Source organism: Caballeronia choica (genome assembly GCF_001544535.1).
GTDB lineage: Bacteria > Pseudomonadota > Gammaproteobacteria > Burkholderiales > Burkholderiaceae > Caballeronia > Caballeronia choica.
Window position 1 is genome coordinate 54,676 of the sequence record NZ_FCON02000003.1, and the last position, 13,828, is coordinate 68,503.

12 protein-coding genes are annotated in these 13,828 nt (G+C 62.0%); all 12 read left to right on the forward strand.

All coding sequences use genetic code 11. From position 1 onward, the window contains the following. Positions 1-81: 81 nt before the first annotated feature. A complete protein-coding gene (rpoE, locus tag AWB68_RS02150) occupies positions 82-681 on the forward strand; it encodes an RNA polymerase sigma factor RpoE (RefSeq protein WP_027795258.1) in 600 nt (199 codons plus the stop codon). Between the two features lie 83 nt (positions 682-764). Beyond that, on the forward strand, positions 765-1,394 hold the full coding sequence (locus AWB68_RS02155) for a sigma-E factor negative regulatory protein (RefSeq protein WP_374729548.1): 630 nt from the start codon (positions 765-767) through the stop codon (positions 1,392-1,394). Positions 1,395-1,398: 4 nt separating this feature from the next. Then, positions 1,399-2,442, forward strand: coding sequence for a MucB/RseB family sigma factor regulatory protein (locus AWB68_RS02160; RefSeq protein WP_087642721.1), 1,044 nt, complete (start codon positions 1,399-1,401; stop codon positions 2,440-2,442). Positions 2,443-2,458: 16 nt separating this feature from the next. Continuing rightward, a complete protein-coding gene (locus tag AWB68_RS02165) occupies positions 2,459-4,006 on the forward strand; it encodes a DegQ family serine endoprotease (protein ID WP_087642722.1) in 1,548 nt (515 codons plus the stop codon). Positions 4,007-4,015: 9 nt separating this feature from the next. After that, the gene (locus tag AWB68_RS02170) at positions 4,016-4,267 is read left to right on the forward strand and encodes a glutaredoxin family protein (protein WP_087642723.1); all 252 of its coding nucleotides are present in this window, start codon (positions 4,016-4,018) and stop codon (positions 4,265-4,267) included. Positions 4,268-5,365: 1,098 nt separating this feature from the next. Beyond that, positions 5,366-7,066: a group II intron reverse transcriptase/maturase gene (ltrA, locus tag AWB68_RS02175; protein WP_087642724.1), complete on the forward strand. Its 1,701-nt coding sequence runs from the start codon at positions 5,366-5,368 to the stop codon at positions 7,064-7,066. A 163-nt stretch (positions 7,067-7,229) separates the two neighbouring features. Continuing rightward, entirely contained in the window at positions 7,230-9,020 is a 1,791-nt protein-coding gene (lepA, locus tag AWB68_RS02180; RefSeq protein ID WP_087642725.1) for a translation elongation factor 4, read from the forward strand. 78 nt (positions 9,021-9,098) lie between these two features. After that, positions 9,099-9,992, forward strand: a complete 894-nt coding sequence (gene lepB / locus AWB68_RS02185) for a signal peptidase I (protein WP_087642726.1) — start codon at positions 9,099-9,101, stop codon at positions 9,990-9,992. 177 nt (positions 9,993-10,169) lie between these two features. Then, complete coding sequence (gene rnc, locus AWB68_RS02190) at positions 10,170-11,240, forward strand: ribonuclease III (RefSeq protein ID WP_087642727.1); 1,071 nt, start codon at positions 10,170-10,172, stop codon at positions 11,238-11,240. Between the two features lie 57 nt (positions 11,241-11,297). Continuing rightward, complete coding sequence (gene era / locus AWB68_RS02195; RefSeq protein WP_087642728.1) at positions 11,298-12,197, forward strand: GTPase Era; 900 nt, start codon at positions 11,298-11,300, stop codon at positions 12,195-12,197. Further along, entirely contained in the window at positions 12,184-13,062 is an 879-nt protein-coding gene (gene recO / locus AWB68_RS02200) for a DNA repair protein RecO (RefSeq protein ID WP_087642729.1), read from the forward strand. Before era ends, recO begins: the two co-directional genes overlap by 14 nt. Continuing rightward, a complete protein-coding gene (pdxJ, locus tag AWB68_RS02205) occupies positions 13,059-13,826 on the forward strand; it encodes a pyridoxine 5'-phosphate synthase (RefSeq protein ID WP_087642730.1) in 768 nt (255 codons plus the stop codon). The genes recO and pdxJ overlap by 4 nt, the downstream gene beginning before the upstream one ends. Positions 13,827-13,828 lie beyond the last annotated feature (2 nt).

Genomic DNA, 13,828 nt, shown 5'->3' on the forward strand with positions numbered 1-13,828 from the left:
TGAGCACCCGGCGTAGTGCGTCGGCCCCAAAGGCTACAATAGCGGTCCGCGAAGCACCCCAAAAGTTAACGGATTTCCCGAGTGAGCGAAAAAGAAATCGACCAGGTTCTGGTCGAACGCGTGCAGAAAGGCGACAAGGCAGCGTTCGAGCTACTGGTCTCCAAGTACCACCGCAAGATCATTCGACTGATCTCACGCCTCGTGCGGGACCCCGCCGAGGTCGAGGACGTCGCCCAGGACGCCTTTATCAAGGCTTACCGGGCGTTGCCGCAATTTCGCGGCGAATCGGCGTTTTATACGTGGCTTTACCGGATTGCGGTGAACACGGCAAAGAACTACCTTGCGACCCAAGGCCGGCGCGCTCCAACTTCTACCGAAGCAGACGCAGAAGAAGCGGAAACTTTCTCCGACGCAGACCAACTAAGGGATATCAACACGCCTGAGTCGATGTTGATGAGCAAGCAGATCGCACAGACGGTCAATGCTGCGATGGCGGTTTTACCGGAAGAGCTGCGTACCGCCATTACTCTTCGTGAAATTGAAGGATTGAGCTACGAGGAAATCGCCGAAATGATGGGCTGCCCGATCGGGACCGTCAGATCAAGAATTTTCCGTGCTCGCGAAGCCATTGCGGCAAAATTGCGTCCGTTGTTGGACACTCCTGAAGGCAAGCGCTGGTAAGCAGCGAATATCGCGCGGGACAGGGACGCAATATCTGGGTTAGTTGGTGTCACTACGGGTGTTGTCAAAAGATGGGGAGCATCATGGGGTCGGTCTCGATGCAATCGCAAGCGGGCTCGCGTGGCGAGCGTATGTCGGCGTTCGTTGACGGGGAATCGCTCGACGAGCTTGGGAACATCAGCCAGTTTCTGGCGGATTTGAAGAATCAGGACCGCGCGGCGTGGTCGGACTACCACCTGATCGGCGACGCGCTGCGTTCAGACGATCTCGCGATCAGTCCCGCAACCAGTAGTGCGTTCATGGCGGCGTTCTCGCAGCGCTTCGAAGCAGAGGCGCACGTGTTCGCGCCCGCCGCGCTTCCGGCGCTGGCTCAAAAAGCGCGCTCCGGCATGCTGCGCCGGCGCGTCATGCCGGCATTCGCCGTTGCCGCGGCGGCCGCCACGCTGACGTGGATCGTCGTGCCGCAACTGCAGGGCGTCGATAGCCGTCTGGGGGGCGCGCAGGTGGCGAGCATTGCGCCGGCGGATTCCATGCAGCGTGTGGCGATGGCGTCGCTCCCGGCTGTCACGGCGCGTCCCGCCGTGGTCGAGGCGAACATCATCCGCGATGCCAGTCTCGACCAGTATCTCGAAGCGCATCAGCAGTTCTCGCAACAGCCGGTGCCCGGCGCGATGCCCCTGATTCGCGCAGCCGTCACCACGCAAGGCCAATAAACTGATGCAAGGATTGCGGTTGAACAAAACGACATATTGGGGGCGGCTGCTGGCATTGATGTTCTGTGCAGCCGCATTGTTTGCCGCAGCATCAGGTGCTTTCGCGCAAGGCGACGATCCCGCCGCCACGCGCCGTGCCGCCGCCGAATTGCTCAACCGGATTCACGAGGCGGCTCAGCAGCAGAATTACGAAGGCACGTTCGTCTACCAGCGCGGGGCGTTGGTTCAATCGTCGCGGATCACACACGCGGCCGCGCGCGGCGACGGCGAGTACGAATCGCTCGAAAGCCTCGATGGCAAGCCGCGCAAGATGCTTCGCCACGACGACGACATGTTCACCTTCGTGCCCGAACGCCATTTATGCGTGGTCGAGAAACGGCAGAACAAGGATTCGTTCCCCGCGCTGCTCGCAACGAGCGGCGATCAGGTGCTCTCGGTGTACGACCCGAAAATGCTCGGCACCGACCGCGTGGCGGGCGTCGACAGCCAGGTCATCGAACTCGATCCCAAAGATTCCTATCGTTTCGCCTACAAGCTCTGGGCCGATGCCAGGACGGGGCTGTTGCTGCGTGCGCAGACGCTCGACCCGGACGGCCAGGTGCTGGAGCAGCTTTCGTTTTCGCAAGTGCGCATCGGCGGTCCGGTCGACAAGGCGGCGATTGCGAATGGCATCCGCAATACGGCGGGCTGGACGATCGTGCGTCCGCCGGTGGAACCGGTCGACATGGAAGCGCAAGGCTGGCAATTGACGCCGAATGTCGCCGGCTTCCGCAAGATTCGCGAACTGCGCCGTCCGATGGCGTCGCGTGAGGAAGGCCAGCCGCCGATCCCGGTCGATCAGGCCGTGTTCTCGGACGGCCTTGCCGCGATCTCGATTTTCGTCGAGCCGGTGGAAAAGAATTCCCGCAAGGAAGGTGCGGGAAATACCGGCGCGACGCACGTGCTCGTCAAGCGCCGCGGGGATTTCTGGATTACTTTACTTGGGGAAGTGCCGCAGGCCACGTTGCAGCAATTTGCTTCTACCATAGAATACAAGCCTTCCAAGTAATCCCTCGGCCCTCGATATGAGCATCTCCTCGCTGCGCAAGTTTTTCGCGGCCGCGGCGCTTGCCGTGTGCCTGCCGTTTGTTTCGTGCGCGGCAGCCTCGGCAACCCCGACAGTGACCTTGCCCGATTTCACGACCCTCGTCGACAAGGTGGGGCCGTCGGTCGTCAATATCCGGACGACTTCGCGCGTCGGGACGAGTAGCGATCTGCGCGGACTTCCTCCGGGCATGGACGAAGGCGACATGTCCGACTTCTTCCGGCGCTTCTTCGGCATTCCGATGCCCGGGCAACCGGGCGCGCCGCGCGGCGGCGGTGGGGGAGGCGGCGGTGGCGGTGGTGGAAGCGACGGCGGCAAAGGCGGCGGCGGCCGGGGCGCGCTCCCCGACGACAGCCAGGACAACTCCGAGCAAAGCAGCGGCGTCGGCTCCGGTTTCATCCTCTCGACGGACGGCTACGTGATGACAAACGCCCACGTTGTGGACGACGCCGACACCATCTACGTCACGCTCACCGACAAACGCGAGTTCAAGGCGCGTCTCGTCGGCGTCGACGAACGCACGGACGTCGCAGTCGTGAAGATCAGCGCCACGAACCTGCCGGCGATCACCATCGGCGACTCGAACAAGGTGAGGGTCGGCGAATGGGTGCTCGCGATCGGCTCGCCGTTCGGTCTCGACAACACGGTGACGGCCGGCATCGTCAGCGCGAAGGGGCGCGACACGGGCGACTACCTGCCGTTCATCCAGACCGACGTCGCGGTGAATCCGGGCAACTCGGGCGGCCCGCTCATCAACATGGCGGGCGAGGTGATCGGCATCAATTCGCAGATCTACAGCCGGACCGGCGGCTTCATGGGCATCTCGTTCGCGATTCCGATCGACGAAGCGATGCGCGTCGCGGATCAACTGAAGACGGTCGGCAAGGTCGTGCGCGGCCGGATCGCGGTGGCGATCGGCGAGGTGACGAAGGACGTCGCCGATTCGCTCGGGTTGCCGAAGGCGCAGGGCGCGCTCGTCTCCAGCGTCGAGGCGGGCGGTCCGGCCGACAAGGCGGGCATCCAGCCGGGCGACATCATCCTGAAATACAACGGCCACAACGTCGAGACGGCGACGGACCTGCCGCGCATGGTCGGCGACACCAAGCCGGGCTCGAAGGCGACCATCACCGTGTGGCGGAAAGGCCAGACGCGCGACCTGCCGATCACCATTGCCGAAATGCAGCCGGACAAGGTAGCGAAGGCCGAGCAGAAGAAAACGCCGGTGCCGAAGGAGCGCGCGAGCAATTCGCTCGGCATGGCCGTCAGCGACATTCCCGCCGACCAGAAGAAGGCGTTGCAACTGACGAACGGTGTGCTGGTCGATGCGGTGGAAGGGCCGGCCGCGCGCGCGGGCTTCCAGAAGGGCGACATCATCCTGCGCATCGGCGATACGGACATCACGAGCGCGAAGCAGTTCGAAGCCGTCGCGCAAAACGTCGATCCGGGCAAGATGGTCGCCGTCCTCGTGCGTCGCGGCGACAATACGCAGTTCGTGCCGTTGCGCCCACGCGCGCAGGCGCAGAAATAAGCGGCGGCGATGGCATCATTCACGCTCTACGGGCGCGCATGGTGCCATCTGTGCGATGATCTGCGCGCCGGACTCGAACCGATAGCGTCGGAGTTCGGCGTAGGCATCGAGTGGATCGACATCGACACCGATCCCGCGCTCGAAGCGCGTTATGACGAACGCGTTCCCGTGCTGGTCCTGGATGGCGTCGAATTGTGCCACTACCATCTCGACGCATCACGCGTGCGCGCGGCGCTCGAAGCACGCGGCGCGTCATCCTGAAAAGCTTGTCCGCACTGGCCCCAGCCGCAAAAAACGCCGGCCGAACCCCGTTTCGGCTAAAATGCTGGGGTTTGTGCGACACGCACGCTCGTGTCCGTCAGCCCTCGTTACGGGCATCGACCTCGTCGGCGAAAGCTGACCATTGGTTGGCACCTTGTGGCCAACAACTTGTAGAGAAGCGAAACCCGGTTGGGCATATTGGGTTTCGCCACAGGCGAAACTTCGGTATGTCGTTCAGTGCCGAGAATCGCATTGTAATTACCTGATTACCGTCAGGTACCGCCCAGTCAGCGGCTTCATCCCCGCCGACTAGGCGGATTGATGTTTGCAAGTCCCGCGCGTCATGCAACGGATTCGCTACGCGATACGAGCGAAAGCTCGGTGTGTCATTGTTCGACCCGCTCCTGCTGTCTGGGCGCGGATAGTGAACCTGCTATGCGACTAGCAGTAGCCTAGGAGGACATGCGTCACTGGTAACGGTGGGGTGTGAAGCTCTTCTGACAATGTAGCCCCCGGAAGGTCGGGTGGACGAGAATCGTGAGGTTTTCGTCCAGCGGTCCCTAGTAGCGTGGGACCTAGGCGCTAGGCTGGCTGATATGGTTAATGTAAGTGAACTGCTGATAAACATCGTTAGCATTGTAGTGCCAAAGCTACTGGGCACTGACCAAAATGGTAAGCGGCCGGTTCTCCCGTTGGACCCTCGGGACACGTCGTCGAAGCGCCGCCGGTGAAAAGGCAGAACCTAAGTCAGTCATGTGACATGCTGGGAACGTGGTAAGCCCGTATTTTCGCCGGTGCTGATTGGCTGGCAGGCGGACCGTAAGGAACGCTGTTGATTGTGCGGGTATGGGACGACGGAAAAAGCGAACGCCGGGCGTTAATGGTCCGGATAGGGGTTGGGACATCACCCCACGCGAAAGCGGGCAGACTTCCGTCTGGTCTACCGTCGCAAGATGGCTGACTGACCCTTGGTAACTTGGTGAGGTACGGATGCATGCGTCCGTACTGAGTGCAATTGTTGTTCCCCAGCGGGGCGTATCTGCCCCGCTGGGGGAGATGCGTCTTCTGCTTGGGGACTTTTCCAAGTAGGAGAGCAGCATGAAAGTATCTGGTCGAAAGACTGGATCTGCGCTTTCCCACGCGCCGGAAAACTGGTACGCCGTCGATTGGCGTCGGGTTGAACGGAACGTGAGGGGAATGCAGATTCGAATTGCGAAGGCGACGCGAGAAGGCAAATGGCGCAGGGTGAAAGCCCTGCAACGGATGTTGACTCGCACGTTGTCCGCCAAGCTGTACGCGGTACGACGTGTTACACAGAACCAGGGTGCGCGAACGGCGGGAGTCGATCGCGAGCTATGGGATTCGCCTGAGAGCCGACGGCTTGCCGTCGGCAGGTTGAAGCGGCGCGGATACAAGCCTTTGCCTTTACGGAGGGTTTTTATCCCCAAGGCCAATGGAAAGGAACGCCCGCTGGGCATTCCGACCATGTTGGACAGGGCGATGCAAGCTCTGTACTTGCTGGCCTTGGAGCCCGTGGCAGAGTCGGCGAGCGATCCGAACTCCTATGGATTCAGACAAAACCGCTCGACGGCCGATGCCATGGCCCAGATACGCGTTTGCATGTCCCAAAAGGATTCGTCCCAATGGGTGCTGGAAGCGGATATCAAAGGCTGCTTCGATTACCTCAGCCACACTTGGATGGAACGCAATGTCCCGATGGACACGGTGATCCTCCGGAAATGGCTAAAAGCTGGCCTGATTTACAAAGGCGAGCTGCAGGCGACCGAGGCCGGAGCGCCGCAAGGGGGCATCATTTCCCCGACGCTGGCAAATGTGACGCTGAACGGGCTGGAACGAGAACTGGAGAAGCACCTCGGTGCCAAATTCGGGATCGTGAAGGCCAAGAAGTTGAAAGTCAATGTGGTGCGATACGCGGACGACTTTGTGATCACGGGCGTCTCGAAAGAGGTCCTAGAGAACGAGGTCCGACCTTGGGTTGAAGCATTCCTTGCAGTCCGGGGATTGCAGCTATCGGAGGAGAAAACGCACATAACCCACATTGACCAAGGCTTTGACTTCCTTGGGTGGAATTTCCGGAAGTACTCGGGAAAGATGCTCATGAAACCGAGCAAGAAGAGCGTGAAAACGTTCTATCGCAAGGTGGCGGAAGCGATTAGCGGGAACAAGACGGTGAAGCAGGAGGACCTGATCCGTCTGCTGAATCCGATGTTACGTGGGTGGGCGGAGTATCATCACCGCGTATCTGCCAAGCGGACGTTCAGCCGATTGGAGCATCTAGTTCATCAGAGGCTCTGGCGGTGGGCCAAGCGCCGGCACCCGCAGAAGGGCGCGGACTGGGTTCGAAAGAAGTATTTTCACTCGGTTGGCGAACGGAATTGGGTGTTCGGTGTTCCCGTAGTCAACGAAGATGGCAGTCGGCGGCTGCTTGAGCTGTACTCGCTCAGCGGGACGGCAATCAAGTATCCGACGAAGATTAAAGGGGAATACAACCCCTTTGACCCGCAGTGGGAGCAGTATGGTGAACAATTGCGACAGAAGCGCATGTGGGAACGCGTGCGCCATCGGAAGCAGTTGGGCAAGTTGTTCATGTCGCAGAGCGGACTTTGTGCCTTTTGCGGCTGCGCTCTGACCTTGGAAACAGGTTGGCACGACCACCATCTGGTGTACCGGATGCATGGCGGTACCGACGCGCTGTCCAACAGAGTGTTGCTCCATCCGTACTGTCACCAGCAAGTGCACGCTGGGAATCTGGTGGTAACTAAGCCGGTCCCCGGGTAGGCGGGGCTTAGATGTAGGCTTGAGCTGTATGCGGGGAAACTCGCACGTACAGTTCTTAGGGGGCCCTTCTTCCGCAAGGAAGAGGGGCTACCCTACTCCCCCTATTTTCAAGGCGTGCTCCGCGTTTAGTCAGGGCGCGCCTTTTTCGCTTGATCGGCACTGAATGAATCATATTCGCAACTTTTCGATCATTGCGCACATCGACCACGGCAAATCGACGCTGGCCGACCGCATCATCCAGTTGTGCGGCGGCTTGTCCGACCGTGAAATGGAAGCGCAGGTTCTCGACTCGATGGATCTGGAGCGCGAGCGCGGCATCACGATCAAGGCGCAGACCGCTGCGCTCACCTACAAGGCCCGCGACGGCCAGATCTACAACCTCAATCTCATCGATACCCCGGGCCACGTCGACTTTTCCTACGAAGTCAGCCGCTCGCTGTCGGCGTGCGAAGGCGCGCTGCTCGTCGTCGATGCCAGCCAGGGTGTCGAGGCGCAGACCGTCGCCAACTGCTATACCGCGATCGAACTTGGCGTGGAAGTCGTGCCGGTGCTGAACAAGATCGACCTGCCGGCGGCGAACCCCGAAAACGCGATCGAGGAAATCGAGGACGTGATCGGCATCCATGCCAGCGATGCCGTGCATTGCAGCGCCAAGACGGGCCTCGGCGTCGAAGACGTGCTCGAAGCGCTGATCGCCAAGGTGCCGCCGCCGAAGGGCGACCCGGAAGCGCCCCTGCAGGCGCTCATCATCGATTCGTGGTTCGACAACTACGTCGGCGTCGTGATGCTCGTGCGCATCAAGAACGGCACGCTGCGCCCGAAGGACAAGATCAAGATGATGGCGACCGGCGCGCAATATCCGGTCGAAAGCTTGGGCGTGTTCGCGCCGAAGGCGACCAACCTCGCGTCGCTGTCGGCGGGGCAGGTGGGCTTCATCATCGCGGGCATCAAGGAACTGACGGCGGCGAAGGTCGGCGATACGGTCACGCTCACCGCGCGGCCCGCGTCGGAACCGCTGCCGGGCTTCAAGGAAGTGAAGCCGCAGGTGTTCGCGGGGCTCTATCCGATCGAAGCGAATCAGTACGACGCGCTGCGCGAATCGCTCGAAAAGCTGAAGCTGAACGACTCGTCGCTGCAGTACGAGCCGGAAGTGTCGCAGGCGCTCGGCTTCGGCTTCCGTTGCGGCTTCCTCGGGCTCTTGCATATGGAAATCGTGCAGGAGCGGCTGGAACGCGAATTCGACATGGACCTCATCACGACCGCGCCGACCGTGGTCTACGAGGTCGTGCAGCGCGACGGCACGGTGATCCAGGTCGAAAACCCGGCGAAGATGCCGGAGCCGCCGAAGATCGAGGAAGTGCGCGAGCCGATCGTCACCGTGAACCTGTACATGCCGCAAGAGTATGTCGGCTCGGTCATCACGCTGTGCACGAACAAGCGCGGCCAGCAGATCAACATGCAGTATCACGGGCGCCAGGTGCAACTCACCTACGAAATCCCGATGGCGGAAATCGTGCTCGACTTCTTCGACCGCCTGAAGTCCACGTCGCGCGGCTATGCGTCGATGGACTACGAGTTCAAGGAATACCGCGCCGCCGACGTCGTCAAGGTCGACATGCTGATCAACGGCGACAAGGTCGATGCGCTGTCGGTGATCGTGCACCGCTCGCAGAGCCAGCATCGCGGACGCGAAGTGGCGTCGAAGATGCGCGAGCTGATTCCGCGCCAGATGTACGACGTCGCGATCCAGGCGACCATCGGCGCGAACATCATCGCGCGCGAGAACATCAAGGCGCTGCGCAAGAACGTGCTCGCCAAGTGCTACGGCGGCGACATCACGCGCAAGAAGAAGCTGCTCGAGAAGCAGAAGGCGGGCAAGAAGCGGATGAAGCAGGTCGGCTCGGTCGAGATTCCGCAGGAGGCGTTCCTTGCCATTCTGCGCGTCGATGACTGACGGCACGCCAGACACTGCCGTCAGCCAGACAAAGAGAACAACCGCGATAACAATCGCGATAACAACTGGAAACGATTGATGAATTTTGCGTTGATTCTTTTGATCCTCGTCATCTTGACGGGTATTGCATGGGTGCTGGACAAGCTGGTGTTTCAGCCACAACGGCGGCGCGCCGCGGATGCCGCGGTCGCCGAATTCGACCGGCAGCAGGAGCGCATCGGCGAGCGTTTCGCCGATGAAAACGCGGCGCAAACGCGCGCGCGCCTGCGTGACGACAAGCTGCGCCAGCCGTGGTGGCTCGAATACACGGCGAGCTTCTTCCCGGTCATTCTCGTGGTCTTCGTCGTGCGCTCGTTCGTGGTCGAGCCGTTCAAGATTCCGTCCGGGTCGATGGTGCCCACGTTGCTCGTCGGCGACTTCATCCTCGTCAACAAATACGAATACGGGCTTCGCCTGCCGATCAGCAACACCAAGCTGACCGACGGCAAACCGCTCTCGCGCGGCGACGTGGTCGTGTTCCGCTATCCGAAGGACGAGTCGGTCGACTACATCAAGCGCGTGATCGGCCTGCCGGGCGACACGGTCGCCTATGAGAACAAGCAACTGACGATCAACGGCAAGCCCGTGCCCGAGACGCCGCAGCCCGATTACTTCGACGACGAACGCATCGGCTATGCGAAGCAGTTCATCGAAGACCTCGACGGCCGCAAGAACGCGATCCTGAACAATCCGCAAGTGCCGCCGTTCGTCATCGGCGCCGACGACTTCCCGTTCCGCGACAATTGCGTCTACAACGCGCAGGGCGTGACGTGCAAGGTGCCGTCGGGCCATTACTTCATGATGGGCGACAACCGCGACAACAGCGCCGACAGCCGCTACTGGGGCTTCGTGCCGGACAACAACATCGTCGGTCGCGCGTTCTTCATCTGGATGAACTTCAGCAGCCTGAAGCGCATCGGTTCGTTCCATTGATGCGCACGGTCCTCCTCTGATTCGCGCGGACACGTCGCGCAACTCGCGGCGTGTCCGTTCGAATGTCTCCTTGCTTCGAAACGGCGTGAAGAAGCGCGGCTAACGCCGCTTCACCACGCGTTTTCCTGGTTTCCCGGCCGGATTCGCCCCTCCCGGCGCCCGCGTTATACTCTGTCCATGCCCTCAACTCCGTTGGAAAGCCGGCTGCGGTATGAATTTCGCAATGCGGAATTGCTGCGCCAGGCAATGACCCACCGCAGTCACAGTGCCACGCACAACGAACGGCTCGAATTTCTTGGCGATTCCGTTCTAAATTGCGTGGTGGCTGCGCTTTTGTTCCAACGATTCGGAAAACTCGACGAAGGCGATCTTTCCCGCGTTCGCGCCAATCTCGTCAAACAGCAGTCGCTGTACGAGATCGCCCAGGCCCTGAACGTGTCGGAAGCGCTCCGGCTGGGCGAAGGCGAACTGCGCAGCGGAGGTTTTCGCCGTCCATCGATACTCGCAGACACGCTCGAAGCCATCCTTGGCGCGGTCTTTCTCGACGGCGGCTTCGATGCGGCGCACACGGTCATCAAGCGTCTCTATACGCCGATCCTCGACCACATCGATCCGCGCACCATCGGCAAGGACGCGAAGACGCTGCTCCAGGAATACCTGCAAGGCCACAAGATCGCGCTGCCGACTTATACGGTCGTCGCCACGCATGGCGCCGCGCACAATCAGCAATTCGAAGTGGAATGCACGGTGCCCAAGCTCGACGTGAAGGTGTCCGGCTCCGGCGCGAGCCGGCGCGCGGCCGAGCAGGCGGCGGCGAAGAAGGCGCTCGACGATGTGATGGCTGCCGCGCCCGCGCTGGCCGTGAAGCCGAAGCGCAAGGGCGCGCGCTCGACGAAGCATGCCGAGCCGGAAGTCGTGCCCGGTGTGACCGGCGTGCAGACGGCGCTCGATTTGCGCTCGCCCGACAAGAAGGAGCGCGAGCGGCTGCGTGCCGCCGACGCGGCGCCGGTCGCCGTGATTCGCGCGGCGCATGTCGAGCCTTCGGCGGGATCGTTCGCAGGGGCTGAGAAGCCCGAGCGACATGTGATGCATCGGTCGGAGAAGGGCGCTGACGCACCCGCTTCACCGCCGAATGCGGAAAAACTCGCGCCCGATGCCGCCGAAGCACAGCCGAGCGACGAGAATCAAGAAAGCCACCAGAGCCACGAGTTGCAGCAGGTCGCGCGCGCCGCCGATGCCGGCCGCTGACGCGCCATCCCAAGTCCCGGCGCCCGAGCGCGCCTCACGAATTTGCCGCACACACTTATGAACGCTTCCACTCCCACTGGTTTTCGCTGCGGCATGGTCGCGATCGTCGGCAGGCCGAATGTCGGCAAGTCGACGCTGATGAACGCGCTCGTCGGCCAGAAGGTCAGCATCACGTCGCGCAAGGCGCAGACCACGCGCCATCGCATTACCGGCATTCATACGCTCGAGGACGCGCAGTACATCTTCGTCGATACGCCCGGCTTCCAGACCAAGCACAGCGGCGCGCTGAACCGGTCGTTGAACCGCGCGGTGACGTCCACGCTGAGTTCGGTCGACGCGATCCTGTTCGTGATCGAAGCCGGCCGCTTCGGCCCCGACGACCAGAAGGTGCTCGATCTCGTTCCAAAAGGCACGCCGACACTCCTGATCGCGAACAAGCTCGACCACGTCAAGGACAAGGACACACTGTTCCCCTTCATGCAGAAGATGAGCGCGCTGCATGAGTTCCGCGAGATCGTGCCGATGTCGGCGAAAAATCCCGACGACATCAAGCGCCTGATGGACGTCGTGAAGCCGTACCTGCCGGAAGGCGCGCCGATCTACGGTGAGGACGACCTGACCGATCGCAGTGAACGCTTTCTCGCCGCCGAAATCCTGCGCGAGAAGGTGTTCCGCTGGACCGGCGATGAACTGCCGTACACGAGCACGGTGCTCATCGACAAGTTCGAGACCGAAGGCCGTCTGCGCCGCATTTTCGCGACGATCCTCGTCGAACGCGATACCCACAAGGCGATGATCATCGGCCAGAAGGGCGCGAAGCTGAAGCAGATCAGCACCGAAGCACGGCTCGACATGGAGCGGCTCTTCGACGGCCCCATCTATCTGGAGACCTTCATCAAGGTGAAGAGCGGCTGGGCGGACAACGAGGCAGGACTGCGCGCCTATGGGTACGAATGACGCGTGGATGACCCGCAACCCGCAAGCCGATTCCGACGAATCCTTCGACGCCGAGCCCGGCCCCGCTCCCGCTCCGAAGAAGCGCCGTGCGTCGTCGACAGCGGGTGAGATGGCGCCTGCCGTCAAGCGATCGCGCGCCGCGCCGCGCTCCGATTTCCGCATCGCCGAGCAGCCCGGCTTCGTGCTTCACAGCTATCCGTATCGCGAGACGAGTCTCGTCATCGACGTGTTTTCGCGTGACTACGGCCGCGTGGCGCTGGTGGCGAAGGGCGCGAAGCGTCCGCATTCCGCGCTGCGCGGCGTGCTGCAGACGTTCCAGCCGCTCGGGCTTTCGTGGTCCGGCAGGGGCGAAGTCCGCACCCTGACCACAGCCGAATGGGTCGGCGGCATGTTGCCGCTCGGTGGCGATGCGCTCCTCTGCGGGTTCTACGTCAACGAACTGCTGGTCAAGTTCTGTGCGCGTGAAGATGCGCATCCCGCGCTCTTCAACCACTACGTGCTGACGCTGTCGCGCCTCGCCCACGACGAACCGCCCGTGCAGGTGTTGCGTTCGTTCGAGCGCGTGCTGCTGCGCGAAACCGGCTACGCGATGGCGTTGAACCGCACCATCACGCGCCAGCCGGTCGTCGCCGACCGGAAGTACGTCTTCGATCCCGAGCGCGGCGTGCGCGAGGCGTCGGATGAACTGCCGTCGCAATGGCCGGTGGTTTCCGGCCAGACGCTCCTCGACATGGAGCAGGACGACTACAGCCGCCCGCAAACGGCGGCGCAAAGCAAGACGCTGATGCGCTTTTTGCTCAACGTCTACCTGGGCGGTACGCCGCTCGCCACTCGCCAGATCCTGATCGACCTGCAAAACCTATGAGCTTCTTTCTGTCGTCCTCGTCGAATGTGATCGACCTCGGCGTGAATATCGATCACGTCGCCACGCTGCGCAATGCGCGCGGCACGCAGTATCCCGACCCGATCCGCGCAGCGCTTCTCGCCGAGGAAGCCGGTGCCGACGTCATCACGCTGCATTTGCGCGAGGACCGCCGCCATATCGTCGATGCGGACGTGCGCACGCTGCGGCCGCTCCTCAAAACGCGCATGAACCTGGAGTGCGCGGTCACGAAGGAAATGCTCGACATCGCATGCGAGATCAAGCCGCACGACGTCTGCCTTGTGCCCGAAAAGCGCCAGGAGCTGACGACCGAAGGCGGGCTCGACGTCGCCGGCCAGTTCGAAGCGGTGAAGGCGGCCTGCCGGCAACTCGCCGATGCGGGCGCGCGGGTGTCGCTGTTCATCGACGCCGACGAAACGCAGATCCGTGCCGCACACGAAGCGGGCGCGCCGGTCATCGAGCTGCACACCGGACGCTATGCCGAAGCGCACGACCAAGCCGAACAGCAGCGCGAACTCGAGCGCGTGACGAAGGGCGTCGATTTCGGCAACTCGCTCGGTCTCAAGGTCAACGCCGGCCACGGCCTGCACTACACGAACGTGCAGCCGATCGCGGCGCTCGAGGGCATCGTCGAACTGAACATCGGCCATGCGATCGTTGCGCACGCCATCTTCGCCGGCTGGGAAAATGCCGTGCGCGAGATGAAGGCGATCATGGTCGCCTCGCGTCTCGCCGCCGCACGCTGACC